Raw genomic sequence first — 18,059 nt, forward strand, 5'->3', positions numbered from 1 at the left:
TCGGGCGGGGGGGCTGCCTCGCTCTGCGTGCGCACGACAGGGGGCTCAGCGGCGGGGGGGGTGGGACCGGTCGCGGCTGCGGGAGCCGGCGGGGTGATCACCACCGGAACGGGCACGGGGACCGGCACCGGCGCAGCTGTTGCGATGTCAGGCGGGGCCATCGGCCTGCTCGGTGCGATCGGCCGGGCTGCCACCGGAGGCGGCACGGCAGCTGGTGTGTCCGCGCGCGGAGGCAGGGGACGCGAAGCCGCCGGCGGCGGAGGCGCCGCAGCGGCGGTTGCCGGCGGCTCCATGGCGGGACGGCGCGGCGGCAGTGGCACGCTCGCCTGCGGTGCCTCACCCGCCGCGGGCTGCGCGCTGGCGGGCCGCGGCGCGGGGCGATTGGTGGCCGCAGGCGGCTCGGGCGGCAGCGCGGCGGGGCGGGGCAGCGCCGGCGGCCGCGGCCGGGCAGCGGGCTGAGTCTCCGCCGCCGGCGCGGGCTGCGCGTTAGCGGGGCGCTGCGCGGGGCGATTGGCCGCCGCTGGCGGCTCGGACTGTGGTGGCATCACCGCCGGGGGCGGCGGGTTTGGCGGGCGCGGCCGGGCCGTGGGCTGAGCGTCCGCCGGCGCCTGCTGTTCCGCAGGCACATCCCCTCCCACGCGCATGCCGAGCCAGGGGTCTCCAGCCTGCGCGCGTGCGGCCGGAGCCGTCAGGCTCAAAGCCAGCAGCGACGCCAGCAACACGGCGGGAAGGGACGGCCCTCGCTTCATGATGCGGGCGCCCGCAGCAGGATCTCGATGCGCCGGTTCTGCGGCGCGTTAGGATCGTCCCCATTCTTCAGGTCGCGATCCGCCACACCTTCGATCTTGACGACGCGCTTCTCGTCGAAGCCGCCGCGCACGAGCATGTAGAGCGCCATGTGCGCGCGAGCAGAGGACAGCCGCCAGTTGTCGTAGGTCTCGGAGCGGAAGGGACGCCCATCCGTATGGCCGCGGATGGTCACCTGTCCCGGCCGCTTTTGCAGGGCGTGGGCGATCTGCTCCATGGCGCGTACCAGACGCCCGTCGGGAATGGCCGAGCCTACGGGGAACATGGAGTAGTCGATGTCGTCGGTCAGGTCGATCACGAGCCCTTCGGGCGTGGCTTTCACGCTGAGGTTGGGGGCGTGTGGGCCATTGACCGCACCGGCAAGGGTGCTCTTCAGCTCGCCCTCGAGAGCGTTGGCGGCATTGTCCTTCGCTGCGGCCTGCTGGGCGGCCTTGTCGCCGCCACGGGCGGCGCCGGCGTCCTTGGCATCGGGCCCCGTACCGGTGCGACCGGCGGCGGCCGCAGCCTGCCGCGCTGCTTCGGCCTGCTGCGCGCGCGTCTGCTGGGCGGCGGCGGAGGCCTTCCAGTAGGTGGGGTCGAACGGATCGCGCGTGACGTCGCCGGCGCCAGTGCCCGGCGAGCCCAAGTTTCCGGAGGCGGGCGGCGGTGGGCCGCCCACGCTCGGGTCTGAATCGTGGGCGAGCTGCTTGAGCACCGCGTAAGGGTCCTGAAAGGCCGCGCGTTCCTTGTCACCCTGCTGCCGGTCGTCGCCGGCGCCGGTGTCGTGGCCCACGCTGTTCTTCAAAGCGGAGGGCTGCTTGCCCTCGGCCGAGGTGCCCTTGTCCGAATCGTCCTTGGGATCGTTGACGCCCTTCACATCGCTGATGCTGGCGGCGAGGTCCACCGGGTTGAAGTAGTTCGCGATCGCCTTGCGCGTCTCGCTGTCGGTGACGTTGATGAGCCACATGATGAGGAAGAAGGCCATCATCGCGGTCATGAAGTCGGCGTGCGCCACCTTCCACGCGGTGTTGTGGTGCTCGTGCTCCTCTTCCTCGTGACGCTTGATGATGATGAGCTCACCATGGTCCTTCTTGTCAGCCATGGGCGCCGGCCTCCTCGGCCTGAGCCTGAGCCGTGGCGAGCCGCTGAACCCAGGCGCCGAGACGGGTCTCGATGAGGGTGTCGGCGCAGGTCACCTCGATCTCCGCACCCGGCCCGGGGTTGAAGGTGACACCTTCCGGATCGCCCAGGCGATCCTTCAGGACCGCAAGCAGGTCTGCCGGACCGCGCACCGTGATGACGGGCAGGGGGCTGTCCGGGAGCGTCGGCTGACTGATGAGCGCGGCGATGGCGTGCCGTGCGTCATCCAGCGCCCGCGCCCGCATCGCCTCGCTGGCGAAGGGGGTGAGAATGCGCCCCAGCACGTCGCAGATCCGCGTCTCCATGGCCTGGAATGCTTCACCCATGGCGGCCGCCATGCGGTCGCCCTCCGCCTCCGCCCATTCCGCGCGGGCGGTGGCGAGACGATCTCGCAGCGTGGCTTCGAAGCGCTCGGCATCCTCCTGCCGGGCAGCTTCGCTCGCGGCCAGCTCCGCCCTCGCCTTGGTCACCGCCTCGCGAACGGCCTGCGAGACGGCGAGGCCGACTTCTTCCTGGGTGAAGGTGGGTGGCGGGGGAGCGGCAGCCTGAGCCGCGCCCTGGAGCAGGGCCTCGGCACCCGAGCGCGCCCGATGCCCTTGTCCGTCGCGGCCCGCAGACCGCTGCCCGCCGTCCGGAGTGAAATGAGGCAGGTAGCGTGACAGCGTCTGCATGGTCAGGACCGGGCCTCCTGGTGCAGCCACTGCCGCAGGATGGCAACCGCCTGATCCTCGTCATACTCGACGATCTGTTCGAGACGCTTCTGCGGCGAGCGATTCTTGCGGCTGGTGAGGTCGCCGATAAGGTTGACGGGCTCGTCGGCGCCCGCCTCGAGCGCCGGAGCGGTCGGCGGCGCCGCGATGGCCGGCGTGCCGCCGGGGCCGGTCACCGCGGGCACAGACTCTGCCGCGAGCATGGCGGTCTCGATGTCGGCCACCTCCTGCTCCACCTCGTCGTGGGGGCGGGAGAGGATGGCGCGCACGGCGGGCCGCAGGCCGAACCAGATGAGAAGGGCGGCCACGGCCAGGATGGTGAGGGCGTTGATCATCGTTCCCGCCTGCCGCAGCAGCAGCTCGGTCCAGGGAAGGGGCGGCACCGGCTCCAGAGCGTGGCCGCCATCGGCGAAATTCACCGCTGCAACCTTCAGCTTGTCGCCGCGATCTTTGTCGTAGCCGGCCGCAGAAGCGACGAGCTGCTCGACTTCGTAGATCTGCTGTTCCACCGGGATCGCCTCGCCGTTGGGGCCGGCCGGCGGCGCAAGGCGATCACGATTGACCAGCACGGCGATGGAGAGGCCCTTCACCACATAGGCGTCGCGGACGGTCTGGACGGTACGGCTGGAGACCTCGAAGTTCGTCAGTTCCTCGCGGCGCGAAGAGCTCTCGTTCGCGTCGGTGGTGGGCTGGGTCGTCGGCTGGTTGTTCGGAATGTTCTGCTGCACCGTGGTGGTGGGCTGCTTGGTGCGGTTCTGGCTCTCGCCCAGCTCCTTCACCACGCGAACCGAGCGCTCCACGCGGGATTGCGGATCGAAGATGGTCTCCTGGGTCGTCACGCGGTCGGTGTCCAGGCGGGACGACACGCTCACCTCGAAATTGCCCATGCCGAGATAAGGCGTGAGGGTGCGGCGGATCTTTTCCTCTGTCTCGCGGTTCACCTGCTGCTGCAATGCGGCCTTGCGGCCGGTTGCGGCATTGGCTCCGTCTTCGGGGGAGGAAAGCACCGCGCCTTCGGTGTTGAGAACGGTGACGTCGTCGAGACGGAGCCCAGGGACGGCCGCCGCCACCAGGCGTCGAATGGCCTGAGCGGTGGACGCATCCTCTGCATTCTCGGTGCGGATCACCACCGAGGCCGACGCCTGCTGCTGATCCCGACGGAAGGCGGCGCGGTCGGGAAGCACGATATGCACGCGCGCGGCCTTGATTCCCTTCATGGTCTGGATGGTACGGGCGAGCTCGCCCTCGAGCGCGCGTACCCGCGTCACTTCCTGCATGAAGGAGGTGAGGCCAAAGGAGCGGACGTCGTTGAACAGTTCGTAGCCCGTATTGCCGCTCTGCGGCAGGCCCTTCACGGCCAGCAGCATGCGCGCCTTGGCGGTGTCGGCGTGGCTGACCATCACCGTGGTGCCGTCCGCGTTCACGTCGAATGGAATGCTCGCGTCCTTCAGGGCGCTGCCGATGCGGTTCACGTCCTCGCGCGTGAGATTGGCATAGAGCGGCTCGCGCTCCGGCTGGCCGAGGTAGTAGACGCCCACCGCGATGGTGCCCACGACCGTGAGGCCGATGACGCCCAAGGCGATCAGCCGGCGCGCGCCGAGGTCGCGCAGGTTCTGCCACAGGAGTTCGAGCTGCTTCTGGCCGATCATCCGCCGATCTCGTCCACTTCCGCTCCCGTCCCGCGCGGGGCTCCGGCGCGACGGCATATCTGAGGATCGTGCACGCGAAGCCCGGAGGCTCCGACCATGCGCCGAGCATCAATGTCGGTTGTCAAACTTGCCTGGGCGTTGCAGGGCTGCGCGATAACAGCGGCGACACCAGCGCTGGCCGCCAACCGACTGAACTTCTGCTGATAATGCGCCTGGCGTGCCCGCTGCGGCCCGCCCGGAAATCGGCTGCGCCGAAAAGAAAAAGGCCGCGCTCGAAACGAGGCGCGGCCATAAAAAACCATTCGGGGGATTGAATGGCAGGTATCCAGATTGCCCCAAAAGGAGCTCCGGAATTTATGAAGCTGCCGCGCCCAGGAGGGTTGGGCGCGGCGGCCTTCACATCAGCGGAAGAGCTGCAGCACGTTGGAAGACGAGCTGTTCGCGATGGAGAGCGACTGGATCGCCAGCGACTGCTGGGTCTGCAGGGCCTTCAGGCGGGTCGACTCTTCTTCCATGTCCGCATCCACCAGCGTGCCGATCGAGGACTTGTTGAGGTCGATCAGGCTGTTGGCGAAGTTCTGCTGAGACTGCAGACGAGACTGGTTGGCACCGAGGGTCGCGCCACCGGCGGTCACCGCCGAAATGGTCGAGTCCACCACCTTCAGGTAGGCCTGGATCAGGTCGGTGTCATTGTCCGTCAGAGACGAGATGTCCAGATCCATCAGGGACTTGCCGGAGACCGTGGTGGTTCCGGTGCCGCCCGTCTGGGTGTAGGTCACGTCGTACTGGGTATCCATGAAGCCACGGACGTTCGCGCCAGCGCCCACCGCCACAGTCACGGCGTTCTGGCCGGAAGTGGTGTTGGCGGCGATCGCAGCATTGCTGACGATCGTACCGACCTTCGAGGTGATGGTCGAGGTCGAGCCACCACCAGCGGTGTTGGCGTCGAACAGACGGAACTCACCGGTGTCGATCGTGGTCGTGGTCACGCTCACCGTGTCGCCGCTGCGCGAGAAGGACGCGAGCAGAGACTTGTTCTCAGTGAAGCTGGTGGTGTCGCTGGAGTCCACCGACAGCCAGTTGTCGCCGGCCGAGCCCGAGATGGAGCTGGTGGCGGCGGTCTGGATGTTGGTGAGAGCGGCAGAGATGTTCTTCTGCAGGGCGCCACGGTCGGCGTTCGCAGAAAGAGCAGAGGCCAGGGCGGTCTTGATGGTGTTGAGGTCGGTGATGACCTGGGAAACACCCTTCGAGGCCGTCGTCACCGCATTGCTGTCCAGGGCCATCGCTTCCGTCACGCCCTTGAGCGCGCTGTTGTCGGAAGTGAGGGTCGTGGCGATCGTCCAGTAGCTGGCGCTGTCAGACGCGTCGTTGATCTTCTTGCCGGTCGAGACGCGGTTATTGGTCGTCTCGAGGTCGCTGTTGATCGAACGCAGGGTCTGAAGGGCGACCGTAGCGGAGTTGTTGGTGATGATGCTGGTCATAGTAAAATGTCCCTCTTCAGGTACTGACGAAGATTTAGGGGGACATGCCGGGTTTTCACCGGAATGACAGGGCGGCATCATGCCTTTGAGGTTGGATCTCAGAGATCGTTGGTCCGCAGGAGCAAACCACTCAACCTGTCATGATTGAAAGCTAGCACGCGAAGCTTGCGCGAAGCAAGCTTCGCCGGTGCCTCGGAACAAAAATGCCGCGCCCTGGAAAGGCGCGGCAAGGGCCACGACCGGCTTGGCGGCGCGTTCAGAAGAAAGACCGCACGAGCCCGCTCACCAGCAGGTTCCAGCCGTCGATAAGAATGAAAAACAGGATCTTGAATGGCAGAGAGATGACGGAAGGCGGCATCATCATCATGCCCATGGACATCACCAGCGTGGCCACGACCAGATCGATGACAAGAAACGGCAGCACGATGAGGAAGCCGATCTCGAAGCCACGGCGCAGTTCGGAAATCACGAAGGCGGGAATGAGGATGCGCATGGAGACCTTTTGCGGGTCGGTCCCCACGCCGGGCGCGGCGCCACCGTTCACGGGCGCCGGCGCCGGCGTGATGATGTTCTGGCGCACGGCGATATCAGAGAATAGCTGCAGGTCCTTGCCGCGCACATGATCAAGCATGAAGTCGCGGAACGGGTCCGAGATCTTCTCCAGGGCCTCCTGCTCAGTGATGCGATTCTCGGTGAGCGGAACCACCCCTTCCTGCCAAGCGCGGTCGAAAGTGGGTGCCATAACGTAGAAGGTCATGAACAGGGAGAGGGAGATCAGCACCAGATTCGCTGGGGTGGAGGGAAGTCCAAGTCCCGAGCGCAGGAAGGAAAAGGCGATGATGAAGCGGGTGAAGCTGGTCAGCATGATCAGCAGCCCAGGCGCCACCGACAGCACAGTGAGCAGCGCCACCATCTGGATGATGCGCGCAGCCGTGCCGCCGCTGTATTCGGGCAGGAGCTGATCAAGGCTCGGGAGCGCATTGCCGGATGACGCCTGGGCGAGAGCCGGCGCGCTCCAGATGACGAGCGGAAGCGCCAGAAGCGCCATGATGCCGAGGGCGGCGAGCGTCCCCTTTCGCCGTGGCCCGCCGTACGCCGGCTGCCGCACGTTCACTGCACCACCAGGGTCACGAGCACGAGCTCGTTGATCTTGCCCTGGGAGCGGATGTTCGCCCGGTCGTTGAGGTCCTCTCGCACGTGCTGCAGCGCACTCGGGCCCTCCAGCTGGCTGAGCGACAGAGAGCGCATGTAGGCCATGATGTCCTCGCGCACCTCCGCTGCCGTCACGTCGGGATTGGCGAGAGCACCGTTCTTGAAGACCAGCGCGGCTTCCACGCGTACGAAGGTGGAGGAGGGCGCCGCGAGGTTCACCACCACGGGCTTCAATTCCTTGAGGGTGAGGTCGCCGGTGTAGTGCAGCGCACCCGCATCTTTGCTGCCCGGCTGGGAGGTCATGCGCGCGCTGACCGACGCCTCGACGGTGTTTCCGAGCAGGAAGCCGATGCCCGCACCGGTGACGGCTGCGATCAGCGTCAACACGGCAAGCGCAATCAGGAGACCGCGCTTGCCGGACGGCGGGTTGGCGTCATTGTCCTCATCGGCCATGGAAAGCGGTCCTCACCAGGGCGCGACGACGTCGTAGATACGCTGACCCCAGGCCGGTTGCTGCACGTCCATCTGCCGGCCGCGGCCGCCGTAGGAAATGCGGGCCTCGGCGATCTTGTCGTAGGGAATGACGTTTCCGGAGGAGACGTCGAGCGGGTTCACGATGCCGGCGATGTTCAGCACGCGAACCTCGTAATTCACCTTGATCTCTTGCGAGCCGCTGATGATGAGGTTGCCGTCGGGCAGAACTTCGGTCACCACCGCCGCGATGCTGAGGCGCAGCTTCTCGGACCGGTCGATGGTGCCTTTGCCCTTGGTTTCCGTGTCGGAATTGACGTTGAAATTGCCGTTGGCGGAGCCTGCGTTCACGCCGCGTCCAAAACCGGAAAGGCTGAGGCCGGTATCGAAGTTGAGATCACTGTTCGACTTGCGCGAGCGATCGGTCGCATTGTCGAACTGCGCCTTGTCGTCGAGGGCGATGGACACGCGGATCACGTCGCCGACCTTCGAGGCACGCAGGTCGCGGTAGAGGCTGCCGGAGCGGTTCTGATCCCAGGTGGAGCGGAAGCTGCGGACGGGGGCCTGCTGGAACGTCACCGGCACCGGCTCGCGGTTGGTCTCGAGCCCGGAGCCAAGCGGGCTCAGGGTGGGGCCGGTGATGAGGTTGTCATGGTCGGTCTGGCAGCCGGCCACGAGAAGCGCGGTGCCGATGGTCAATGCGAGGCGTCTCATCCGGGCCGGCCTTCCTGCGCGCGGCGCGACAGGCCGACCAGGGTGGAAGTGAGGCGCGCGGCGCGCGCGGGCTCGAACTCATTCAGGATGGCGCTCGCCACCCGCGGATTCAGCTTGGACAGCAGGGCAGCCGCCATGTCCTCGTTCATCGCCGCCATCTGCGCGGCGGCAGCGTCAGGACGCATCTGGGAAATCACCGCCACTAGCGATTCGTCAGCTTTTTTCAGGAACGCCTCGCGGCGCTGGAGCCAGTCCTGATACTCGGCGCGCTTCGCCTCGAGCTGGGCGATGCGCGCCTCGATCTCCTTTTCCATCGTCGCCAGCGCTTCCTTCTGCCGCGCGAAGCGGGCGTCGGCGGCGGCATCGGCGATGTTGCGGCAATACTGGGAGGCCTGATCGTCGCGCGCGCCCTGCGCAGGGGCCGCCTGCTGCGCGCCTTGGGGCTGCGCACTTTGGGCCTGGGCCTCGCCGGGGTTGGCGGCGCCGAGCAGGGCGGCCAAGGCGAGAAGGGGCGCACCTCGCCCCGCGACCCGCGCCGCACGCCGGCTCACGGCGGCGCCCGAACGGCGGGCCGCCACGGCCGTGAACAGGGTGGGCAGCGTGAGGTTCATCATGCACTCCCTCCGTGGTGAGAGCGCCGCTTCGCCGGCGCGGCAGAGCAGCGGATGACTCAGGTTCTAGAAAGACTGACTTGCGCGACGCTGACCTATGGGCCGCCGATCCGCTTCGGCGAGGGTCAGGCCGCGCGGGCCGCGGCGCCGGAGCACATCACGGTTTGTTACTGGAACACCAGCTCCGCCTGCAGGGCGCCGGATGTCTTCACCGCCTGGAGGATGGAGATGATGTCCGTGGGCTTCAGCCCGAATCGGTTCAGGCCGTTGACCAAAGACTGCAGGGAGGTGCCGCGGACGATGCCGATCGGGCCGCCGCTTTCCTCGGCCGCAATGTCGGTGCGCGGCACCACCACTGTCTCGCCGAAGCTGTAGGGCATGGGCTGGGACACCTCGGGCGTCTCGGTGACCTGCACCGTGAGATTGCCCTGGGTGACCGCGAAGGTTGAAATCTGCACATTGCGGCCGATCACCACGGTGCCCGTGCGCTGGTCCACCACCACGCGTGCCGGCGTGTCCGGCTCCACCTGAAGCTCGCCGACCTCCGCGAGGAAGCGCGCCGGGTTCACGCCCGAGGGGCGCTGCACCAGCACCGTGCGCAGGTCCACTTCACGCGCGAGACGCTTGCCGTAGCGGGCCTGGGTATAGGCGTTGATCACGTCGGCCATGGCGGCGGCGGTGCGGAAATCGGGATTGGTGAGATCGAGGTAGAATTCGGGCAGCTCGCTGAGGCGGCCGGGCACCTGCTTTTCCACCAGCGCGCCGTTGGCGATGCGGCCGGCGGTGGGCACGCCCTGGCTCAGGGTTTCAGCCTGGCCGGTGATCTGAATACCCGAGACCAGCTGGCCCTGCGCCACAGCGTAGACGATGCCATCCGCGCCGTTGAGGGGAGTCACGAGCAGGGTACCACCGCGGAGCGATGTGGCGTCGCCAAGCGAGGCGATGGTGACGTCAATGCGGCTGCCGACCGCCGCGAACGCCGGCAGGTTGGCGGTGACAGCCACAGCCGCCACGTTCTTCGCGCGCAGTGCGATGCCCTGGACGTTGATGCCCATGCGGTCGAGCATGGATTGCATGGCCTGCTCGGTGAAGGGTGAGTTGCGCAGGGTATCGCCGCTTCCCTGCAGGCCGATCACGAGGCCGTATCCCACCAGCAGGTTGTCGCGCACGCCCTGGACCGAGGAGATGTCCTTGATGCGCGTCATCGCGGCAGCAGGCAGCGTGCCGATGCCGCATAGGCCGACGAGGATGAGAACGGCGAAGCGCAGGAGGCTGGTCATCTCATCTTGATCCTGACGGAGCCGTCGGCCTGAACCTCGCCGACGATGATCTGGCCGCTGTCCATGTTCTTGAGGCGGACAATGGCGCCGGCAGAGCCCGATTCGAGGGGGATGGCATAGCCGGAGATCAGCAGGCCGCCCTCCCTCATCACCACACGCGCGGTGACACCCTTTGTCACCATGACCGCGTCGGTGACGGCGCTCATGGGAATGGGCACACCGGCCGGCAGCACCCGCCGCGCCACCTTGCCCGCCACCGCCTCGGCGCGAGGGGCGTACATGCCGCTCTCGATCACGTTGCGCGGCGCCGGCCGCTCTGTGAGCACGGCCGTGTTCAGCGCATCGCCCGGATAGAGGGTGACATTCGGCACGGGCAGGGTGAGGTTGAGATCCGCAGGGGCCTCCGGCACAGGCGCCTTGGCCGGCGCGGGGGCGGTGTGCTCCACGGGCGCGCGCTCCGCCTCCGCCTGGGCCGCGAGCGCGGAGATGCTCTGCGCTCGGGCGGGCAAGGCGCCGAGCGAAAGCGCCAGCGCAAGGCCGAGGCAGGCGAGAAGAGCGAGCCGCCCACGCATCAGCGCAGGCCCGTGGAGACGATCTTCGACATTTCGTCGGCCGCCTGGATCACCTTGGAGTTCATCTCGTAGGCGCGCTGCGCCTGGATGAGGTTGGTGATTTCCTTCACCGGGTCCACGTTCGAGCTTTCGAGGTAGCCCTGGACGATGGCGCCGAAGCCCACGTCGCCCGCTACACCTTCCACCGGCTGACCGGAGGCGGGCGTCTCGCGATAGAGGTTGTCGCCCAACGGCTCTAGACCCGCGTCATTGGCGAAGGTGGCGAGCTGGAGCTGGCCGAGAAGCTGCGGCGCGGTCTGGTTGGAGATCTGCGCGTAGACTTGGCCGGATTCGTTGATGACGATGGAGCTGGCGTTGGTGGGGAGCGTCATGGCCGGATTGACGGTATAGCCATTGGCGGTCACCAGCTGGCCGGTGGCGCTGCGGTTGAAGCTGCCCGCACGGGTGTAGAGCGTCTCGCCGGTCGGGCTCGTGATCTCGAACCAGCCGTGCCCGTTGATGGCCACGTCGAGCGGGTTGGAGGTCTGGGACAGCTCGCCCTGCATGTGCAGGTTCCGGATGCCGATGGTGCGCACGCCGAGGCCGACCAGCGCGCCTTCCGGCACCGGTTCAGCACCGTCCTGGTTCGGCACGCCACGGGCGCGCTCGGCCTGGTAGAGCAGGTCGGTGAATTCCGCGCGGGCGCGCTTGAAGCCGGTGGTGGAGATGTTCGCGATATTGTTGGCGATCACCTCGACGTTGGTCTGCTGGGCCGACATGCCGGTGGCGGCGATGGCTAGGGCTCTCATGATGGCTCCCCCGAGTCGTCAGATGGTCATGCGGCTGATTTCTTGATAGGCGGCGACCACCTTGTCGCGCACCGAGATCGCGGTCTGCAGGGTCTGCTCCGCGTTCATCACCGCCTCCACCACCTGCTGCACGGAAGCGCGGCCGTTGATGCCGGAGATGGAGGTCGCCTCGCCGGCCTTCAGCGTGTCCACCGCGTCCGAGGACATGCGGGCGAGCATGCTGGAGAAATCGGTGGGTTCCACATTCTGCGCTCCGGCGACAGCGCCGGTCTGCGTGGTCTCCATCCGCGTATTGGTGCGGCTCAGCGAAAGGCCTGAAGTCGAAGTGCTCGTCGTGGAAAGGTTGAGGGAATTGATCATCACGACGTCCTCAGAAGGTCGATGGTCATGGCCACCATGGACCGGGCTTGCTTGATCATCTGGAGGTTGGCCTCGTAGCTGCGGCTCGCCTCACGCATGTCGGCCATCTCGACGAGAGGATTCACATTGGGCTTCAGCACCCAGCCCTTCTCGTCAGCGGCGGGATTTCCAGGCTCGTATTCCGTGCGGAACGGTGCTTTGTCGACACCCGTGTTCCTCACTTTCACGCGAGAGGAGCCGAGGGCGCGGTCAAGTTCTGCCGAGAACTGGACGGTCTTGCGCGAATAGGGCTGCTCGCCGGGCGTAGAGCCCGTGGAGTTCGCGTTCGCGAGATTCTCCGCGACGATCCGCATGCGGGTCGACTGGGCTTCGAGCCCGGAGCTGGCGATGCGCGTGACCGCCTTCAGGGGATCGATGGTGTTCATTTCAGGCTCGTCAGAATCATGCGGTTGAAGGATTTGACGATGCTGGTGTCGAGCGTATAGGCGCTGTTCACCTCGTTAGCCTTCAGCATTTCCTGCTCGATGCTCACGGAATTGCCGGAAGCATTGATGCCCCAGCCGTCCTTGGCATCGCGGGTGCGGGTCGTCACCTCCGCCGCAGGGGTGCTGAGATGGCTCTCAGACGTGCGCGCCATGTTGAGGCTGGTCTGGTTCATCACGGCGTCGAACGCGGCGGTGTCCACCGCCTTGTAGCCGGGGGTATTTGCATTCGCGATGTTGCCGGCGATGGCCGTCTGGCGCACGGACGCCCACTGCGAATGACGAGATGCGAGGCCGAACAAGTAGAGAGGCTGCATGGCGATCTCCGCGGAACGACTCCCGGTGCGATCAACGTTGATAATCTCCGCGGCACCCCTAAGCGGGGCGAGTACCGCGAATTCTTCTTCTCCTTCTACAGAGCGAGGCTTGCTTGAGGCTGATGGGAACCGCCTACGGTGCGGCTCGGGAATCCTCGAGCGCGGCACGCAGCAGCTCGATGCCCTCGTCGTGGCTGGCGTGGGGCACCCGAAAGTCGATGCTGTCGATGGAAACCCCCACCGATGTCGCGTCGAATACCAGCTTGAAATAGACCGACAGGGTCGTGTGGTGGAACTCGAGGTCCATGCTCACGGTCGGCGGGCGCCCCCAGTCGGAATGGGTGAGGGCATGGCGGCCGTAGCGCAGGGCGCCCGGCTTCAGCGTGCGCTCTGCCGAGGACGCCACGATGTCCTCGATGTTGTTGGCCTGGCCGGCATTGATGTAGCCGATGAGCAGGCCCGCCTCGGTGAAGAACAGCTCGGCAACGACCCCCCGCAGTGCCATGGCCAGCACGCACTCGAAGGCCTGCGCCTCCAGTTCGGGGCGGGTGTTCAGGGCCAGGATGTGTTGGCAGCTATTTGGAACCATTGGGGCGCTTCGAATAAATGAAGTGAAGAACCTGGGCTACCGGGCGGTAGAACTCACGCGGGATCCACTGATCGACTTCGACTGCATCATACATGGCACGGGCCAGCGCCCGGTCCTCGACGACCGGAATGGCGTGCTGCTGTGCGATCTCCCTGATCTTCAGGGCCACGAGGTCGAGCCCCTTCGCCACCACGAAGGGGGCGCCGCCGAGATCGCGATCATACTTCAGTGCAATGGCGTAATGGGTCGGATTGGCGATGACAACCGTTGCTTTCGGCACGGCTCCCATCATCCGCTGGCGGGCGCGCTGCCGCTGGATGGAGCGCATGCGCGCCTTCACCATCGGATCGCCTTCCGACTGCTTGACCTCGTCCTTCACTTCCTGCTTGGTCATGCGCAGCTCGGCCTTCCAGTGAAAGCGCGACCAGACCAAGTCGGCGCCCACGAGGACGATGGTGGCTACGCACACCGCCGACACCAGCCGCATGGCCAGCTCCAGCACCGCGGAGGGCAGCCGCAGCGGGTCCGTCAGCATGGCGTCCACCACCCGGTGCTCTTCCCAATAGAGCACCAGCCCCGCCACGAATCCCACCGCCAGCAGCTTGAACAGAGACTTGCCGAAATCGATCTGCCCCTGGATGCCCATCAGCCGCTTGAAACCGGAGGCGGGCGAAACCCGATCCCACTTTGGCGAGATGCGTTCCAGCACCAGTGACGGCACGTTCTGGAACGCCGACGCCACGATACCGGCGATGGCGAGGATGATGATCATCGGCGTCAGGAAGCGTCCGGCGACCAACAGCGTGTCCCAAAGCAGCTCTATGGCATCGCTGCCGTGCTCGAGGCGGAAGCCGCCGGGATCGTCGATCAGGCGCGCCAGATCCTCCGTGAGCAGGCGGCTGGGCGCGGCCACGAAGAAGGCGAGGCAGGCGAGAATACCGAGCAGCGAGGCGAACAGCGTCGCCTCGCGGGAGAAGGGAACATTGCCCTTCTCCACGGCATCGGAGATCTTCTTCTCCGATGCCTCCTCGGTTTTACTCTCCTTGTCCTGGTCCTCTGCCATGACCCCCCATCCCGCCGACGCGCTGGCGCGTCTTCTTCTGAACTAGAGCGCGTTCACGCGCAGGCGATACCGCTTCGCGTGAAAAGACCGCGTTTCTGGAAAACCCCGGAGCGCATTCTGCGCGCCGGTACGCGTGGATCCTCCCCCTGGACAACCAGATGCGCCGCGCAGCTCCGTGTTCCGGCCGGTGCCCAAGGACACCCCGCGGCAGTCCCTGAAGGGGCGGGCGGATGCGCGCCCCCTCGAAAATAGGTCAGCGTACGTAGGAATCCTCGTCGCTGTCGCTGTTGAGCTCGATCTCGCCGCGCCCGGCCATGTCGAGGGCGAGATCGGTGATGGTGCGCCGCGCCTCGGTGACCTCGCGCGCCGGAACCGGCTCGCCGCTTGCCATTTCCTGCTCCACCATGCGCCGGATACGGCCGCCGAGAGATTGAAGGATCATCTCGCGGAAGTCCGGATCGGTGCCCTTCAGCGCCAGCACCAGCTTGTCGGTGGGCACCTGGTCGAACAGCGAGGTGCGGGCACGCGGGGTGAGCTTGATGATGTCGTCGAAGGTGAAGAGGAGCCCCTTCAGGATCTCCGCCGACTTCGGCCGTGTGGAGGCGAGGCTGGTGAGCACCGTCTCCATGTCGTCGCGGTCCATCTTGTTGATGATGTCGGCCATGCGGGCGTGCGGGTCGGCGCCGGCGTTGCGCGAGAAGTTCATCATGAAATCCTCGTACACCGTCCGCTCGATCACCTGCATGGTGGCATCGACGATGGGCTTGAAGGTGAGCATGCGGCGCAGGATGCCGTTGCGCCGCTCCTCGGGCAGGAAGCTCAGCACCTTGGCGGCGCAGGCGGGCCGCACCTTCGAAAGCATCAGCGCCGCCGTCTGCGGATGTTCCTTAGCGATGTAGGAGGCGAGGATGCTCTCCGACACTGTCGAGATGCGCTCCCAGATGGAGTGGTTCGCCGTGCCGAGCAGCTCGGCCATAATGTCGGCGATCTGCTCCGGTGGCAGCACGCCCGTGAGCAGCCGCTCCACGTCGGACGCCGTGCCGATGAGGCTGGCGCCACTGGCGAACTGCGTCGCGAAATCCTCGACGACGGCTTCGATCTGCGCCGGGTTGACCGACTTCAGCTGCGCCATCGACCGGGTGATGAGCTTGATCTCGTCAGGGTCGAAATGCTTCAGCAGACGGTTCGCCGTCGGCGGGCCCATGGTCATGAGCACCGCGGCGACCTTCTCGGTCCCGTGCAGGGGGCGCGACTTGCCCTGGTTCGGCGTCGCCATCGGCGTGTCTCCGTCAGGCTTCGTCAGGCTTCGTCATTGCCGCCAGGGCCGACGATCTCTGTCAGGGAAACGCCGAAGCGCGAGCTGTCGTCCTCCACCACCATTACCTCGCCGCGCGCGATGATGCGGCCGTTCACCACCACGTCCACGGGCTCGCCCACCCGGTGGTCGAGGGGCACGACCGCACCGCGGCCCAGCTTCAGCAGGCTCGCAACCGGCATGCTGGCCGAGCCGAGAACCACCTGCAGCTGAACGGGAATGCGCTTCACGGCCTCAAGGCCGCGGGTGCTGCCGAGGGTCTCATCCCCTTCGGCCGCGCCCTGGGCGGGGGAAAGGAGCGCTTCGTCGAGGGCGGCGTCAGTCTTGTTATCGGAGTCGGGCATGGCGTCCTCTGGAGCAGGAGGAAAGGGATATCAGCGCTGCTGCATCTTGGTGTCACCGGCGTCGCCCGTGCGGGCGTCGAGCTCGGCGATGACGCCATGGGCATCATCGATGCGCTTGGCCAACTGGGAGAGCACTTCGCGCCCGTCGGTGCTGAAGGTCTGCAGCGAGTCGCGGGCGGCCGTGAGCGCCTGCGCGGCATCCGCCAGCGCGCGGCCATAGTCGGCGTTCAGCCGGTCGAGACGCGACAGGCGGCGATAGAGGGTCACCACGCAGACGGTGGTGGCGAGCAGCGCGGCGAGCAGGAGGATATCAACGGGGGAGGATATCATCGATGAAGTCCTGATTCTGGCTGATCTGTTCCTCGACGCGGACGACATAAGCGCCGTCCGCCTGGCCGAGGCGGCACCAGAAAAGAGGCTGGGCCGCGCTTTCGAGCTTCACCCGACTCGATGGCGTGGCGTTCAGCTTGATGACCTGCCCGACCTTGAACTCCGCGACCTCGCCGAGGGTCACCTCGCGCTCCTCCAGGATGGCGCGCAGCTTGACCTCGGTGCGGTTGATCTCCTGGCGGATCTTCTGCGCCCACTGGGGATCGCGGTTGCTGGATTCGGTCACGGTGGTGTGGGCCAGCGCGCGGCGCAGCGGCGTCAGCGCCGACTGTGGGATGATGACGAACATCTCGCCGCCGCGGTTGAGGGCTTGAAGCAGGAACTTCGCCACCACGGCGAGGTTGTTGCGCCGGCCGATCACCGCGAAGTCCATGCGCGTTTCCTGGCGCTCGAACTGGAACGAGGTATCGCTGACCAGCGCGAACGAGGCCCGCAGCGCCTTCGCCATCTGCTCGAACAGCAGCTGGGCCACGCGGCCCTCGATGTTGGTGAAGCTGCGCTCGTCTTCCACCGGCGGCTCGGAGCCATCGGAGCCGAACAGCACCTCGACCATGGTGAAGATGAAGTCGCGGTCGAAGCCGACGATGAGCTGGCTGTCCCACGAGGGCGCGCGGAAAATGCCGGCGATGGCCATGCCCTCGTAGGCTTCCAGCACTTCGCCGATGCGGCCGTTCTCGATGCTGAGGAACGAATAATAGGCCTGGGAGGCCGCGAACTGGCGCAGCCCGTCCGCGCAGGCGGTGGCCATGCGGTCGAACAGGACATGCAGCATGGGCAGGCGGTCGAGCGAGAGCCCGGCCGCGTCCAGCAGCATGTCGCGAATATCTTGGTGCTTGTGGCTATGCATGGGATCAAGCGGCCTGCTGCACGGGAGCGCCGGAGCCCGCCGGCGACGAATGGATGGCCTCGCTCTCCACCTCGTCGATGGTGGGGCGCTCGGCCGCCGCGATGGTCTTGCGGCCATGCTCCAGGGCGATGGGCGGGAGCGCGCCGTTCATGAAGGCGATCAGCGTCTGCTTGACGATGATGAAGGGCTGGCACTGCTTCTCGCGCGTGGTCTTAATCTTGGCGGCGAGCGGCCCGATGATGGCATACGAGGAATAGATGCCGAGGAAGGTGCCGATGAGGGCCGAGCCGATGTAATGGCCGAGCACCTCCGGCGACTGGTCGATCGCGCCCATGGCCTTCACGATGCCGAGCACCGCCGCGCAGATGCCGAGCGCCGGAAGCGCCTCGGCCACCGTGCCCATGGCGCTGGAGGGCTTGGTCTTGTGCTTCCTGATGGTGGAGATCTCCTGCTCCATCAGGCCCTCGATCTCATGGGACTTTGCGTTGCCGATGAGGATCAGGCGCGCGTAGTCGCAGATGTACTGCGTCAGTTCCTTGTCCTTCAGGATGGTGGGGAACTGCCCGAACAGCGGGGAGTTCTGCGGATCGTCGATGTGCGCCTCCACCTCGTTGCGAGGCTTCTGCCGCATGTCGCGCATCAGCGCATAGAGCAGGCTGAGGAGGGCGAGGAAATCCTTGCGCTTGGGCGCCACCCCGGTGGCCGCCTGCATGATCGCCGCCCCGGTGTCCTTGATGACCGGCAGGGGGTTCGCGATGATGAAAGTGGAGAACGCGATGCCGCCGATGATCAGGTATTCGAACGGCTGCCACACCACGCTCATGTGGCCGCCCATGGCCACGAAGCCCCCGAACGTGGCGCCGAGGCCGAGAATGATTCCGATGATGACCACCAAGGCGCCGTCCTCCGTCCGGGGAGAGGGGTATCCTCACTCAATTAGGTCAGCAGGATTGCGCGAGGCTGAAGTCGGCGCCGGGTCACAGGTGTGAGAGCGGCCG

21 protein-coding genes are annotated in these 18,059 nt (G+C 66.5%); all 21 read right to left on the minus strand.

The annotated features are described in order from the left end of the window. Positions 1-745: 745 nt before the first annotated feature. A complete protein-coding gene (locus V5F61_RS00730; RefSeq protein ID WP_393986961.1) occupies positions 746-1,888 on the minus strand; it encodes a flagellar motor protein MotB in 1,143 nt (380 codons plus the stop codon). Continuing rightward, complete coding sequence (locus V5F61_RS00735; RefSeq protein WP_393986962.1) at positions 1,881-2,597, minus strand: hypothetical protein; 717 nt, start codon at positions 2,595-2,597, stop codon at positions 1,881-1,883. Before V5F61_RS00735 ends, V5F61_RS00730 begins: the two co-directional genes overlap by 8 nt. Positions 2,598-2,599: 2 nt before the next feature. Further along, entirely contained in the window at positions 2,600-4,285 is a 1,686-nt protein-coding gene (fliF, locus tag V5F61_RS00740) for a flagellar basal-body MS-ring/collar protein FliF (protein ID WP_393986963.1), read from the minus strand. A 401-nt stretch (positions 4,286-4,686) separates the two neighbouring features. Further along, positions 4,687-5,766: a flagellin gene (locus tag V5F61_RS00745; RefSeq protein ID WP_393986964.1), complete on the minus strand. Its 1,080-nt coding sequence runs from the start codon at positions 5,764-5,766 to the stop codon at positions 4,687-4,689. 256 nt (positions 5,767-6,022) lie between these two features. Continuing rightward, a complete protein-coding gene (gene fliP, locus V5F61_RS00750) occupies positions 6,023-6,814 on the minus strand; it encodes a flagellar type III secretion system pore protein FliP (RefSeq protein ID WP_393987122.1) in 792 nt (263 codons plus the stop codon). A gap of 62 nt (positions 6,815-6,876) precedes the next feature. Continuing rightward, positions 6,877-7,371 carry a flagellar basal body-associated FliL family protein gene (locus V5F61_RS00755; RefSeq protein ID WP_393986965.1) on the minus strand — a complete coding sequence of 165 codons (495 nt, stop codon included), beginning with the start codon at positions 7,369-7,371 and terminating at the stop codon, positions 6,877-6,879. A gap of 12 nt (positions 7,372-7,383) precedes the next feature. Then, positions 7,384-8,103 (minus strand): flagellar basal body L-ring protein FlgH, encoded by a 720-nt coding sequence (locus tag V5F61_RS00760; RefSeq protein WP_393986966.1) that lies wholly within the window; start codon positions 8,101-8,103, stop codon positions 7,384-7,386. Then, entirely contained in the window at positions 8,100-8,603 is a 504-nt protein-coding gene (locus V5F61_RS00765; protein WP_393986967.1) for a MotE family protein, read from the minus strand. The genes V5F61_RS00760 and V5F61_RS00765 overlap by 4 nt, the downstream gene beginning before the upstream one ends. Positions 8,604-8,881: 278 nt before the next feature. Next, positions 8,882-9,994, minus strand: coding sequence for a flagellar basal body P-ring protein FlgI (flgI, locus tag V5F61_RS00770; RefSeq protein WP_393986968.1), 1,113 nt, complete (start codon positions 9,992-9,994; stop codon positions 8,882-8,884). Further along, the gene (gene flgA, locus V5F61_RS00775) at positions 9,991-10,566 is read right to left on the minus strand and encodes a flagellar basal body P-ring formation chaperone FlgA (protein WP_393986969.1); all 576 of its coding nucleotides are present in this window, start codon (positions 10,564-10,566) and stop codon (positions 9,991-9,993) included. The genes flgI and flgA overlap by 4 nt, the downstream gene beginning before the upstream one ends. Then, entirely contained in the window at positions 10,566-11,354 is a 789-nt protein-coding gene (gene flgG / locus V5F61_RS00780; RefSeq protein WP_393986970.1) for a flagellar basal-body rod protein FlgG, read from the minus strand. The genes flgA and flgG overlap by 1 nt, the downstream gene beginning before the upstream one ends. An 18-nt stretch (positions 11,355-11,372) precedes the next feature. After that, positions 11,373-11,714, minus strand: a complete 342-nt coding sequence (locus V5F61_RS00785; protein WP_393986971.1) for a flagellar hook-basal body complex protein FliE — start codon at positions 11,712-11,714, stop codon at positions 11,373-11,375. Beyond that, a complete protein-coding gene (flgC, locus tag V5F61_RS00790; RefSeq protein ID WP_393986972.1) occupies positions 11,714-12,139 on the minus strand; it encodes a flagellar basal body rod protein FlgC in 426 nt (141 codons plus the stop codon). Before flgC ends, V5F61_RS00785 begins: the two co-directional genes overlap by 1 nt. Continuing rightward, positions 12,136-12,513 (minus strand): flagellar basal body rod protein FlgB, encoded by a 378-nt coding sequence (gene flgB, locus V5F61_RS00795; RefSeq protein WP_393986973.1) that lies wholly within the window; start codon positions 12,511-12,513, stop codon positions 12,136-12,138. Before flgB ends, flgC begins: the two co-directional genes overlap by 4 nt. 133 nt (positions 12,514-12,646) lie before the next feature. After that, complete coding sequence (locus V5F61_RS00800) at positions 12,647-13,102, minus strand: hypothetical protein (protein WP_393986974.1); 456 nt, start codon at positions 13,100-13,102, stop codon at positions 12,647-12,649. Then, positions 13,089-14,165 carry a flagellar biosynthesis protein FlhB gene (flhB, locus tag V5F61_RS00805; RefSeq protein ID WP_393986975.1) on the minus strand — a complete coding sequence of 359 codons (1,077 nt, stop codon included), beginning with the start codon at positions 14,163-14,165 and terminating at the stop codon, positions 13,089-13,091. Before flhB ends, V5F61_RS00800 begins: the two co-directional genes overlap by 14 nt. Positions 14,166-14,418: 253 nt before the next feature. Then, the gene (locus V5F61_RS00810; protein ID WP_393986976.1) at positions 14,419-15,441 is read right to left on the minus strand and encodes a flagellar motor switch protein FliG; all 1,023 of its coding nucleotides are present in this window, start codon (positions 15,439-15,441) and stop codon (positions 14,419-14,421) included. A gap of 23 nt (positions 15,442-15,464) precedes the next feature. Continuing rightward, the gene (gene fliN / locus V5F61_RS00815) at positions 15,465-15,824 is read right to left on the minus strand and encodes a flagellar motor switch protein FliN (protein WP_393986977.1); all 360 of its coding nucleotides are present in this window, start codon (positions 15,822-15,824) and stop codon (positions 15,465-15,467) included. A 30-nt stretch (positions 15,825-15,854) separates the two neighbouring features. Next, on the minus strand, positions 15,855-16,154 hold the full coding sequence (locus V5F61_RS00820) for a hypothetical protein (RefSeq protein WP_393986978.1): 300 nt from the start codon (positions 16,152-16,154) through the stop codon (positions 15,855-15,857). Beyond that, complete coding sequence (locus V5F61_RS00825) at positions 16,135-17,061, minus strand: flagellar motor switch protein FliM (protein ID WP_393986979.1); 927 nt, start codon at positions 17,059-17,061, stop codon at positions 16,135-16,137. Before V5F61_RS00825 ends, V5F61_RS00820 begins: the two co-directional genes overlap by 20 nt. A gap of 4 nt (positions 17,062-17,065) precedes the next feature. Next, positions 17,066-17,956, minus strand: coding sequence for a flagellar motor stator protein MotA (motA, locus tag V5F61_RS00830; RefSeq protein ID WP_393986980.1), 891 nt, complete (start codon positions 17,954-17,956; stop codon positions 17,066-17,068). Positions 17,957-18,059: the final 103 nt, after the last annotated feature.

Origin of the sequence: Xanthobacter sediminis, assembly GCF_043195015.1 — a bacterium.
Classification (GTDB): Bacteria; Pseudomonadota; Alphaproteobacteria; order Rhizobiales; family Xanthobacteraceae; genus Xanthobacter.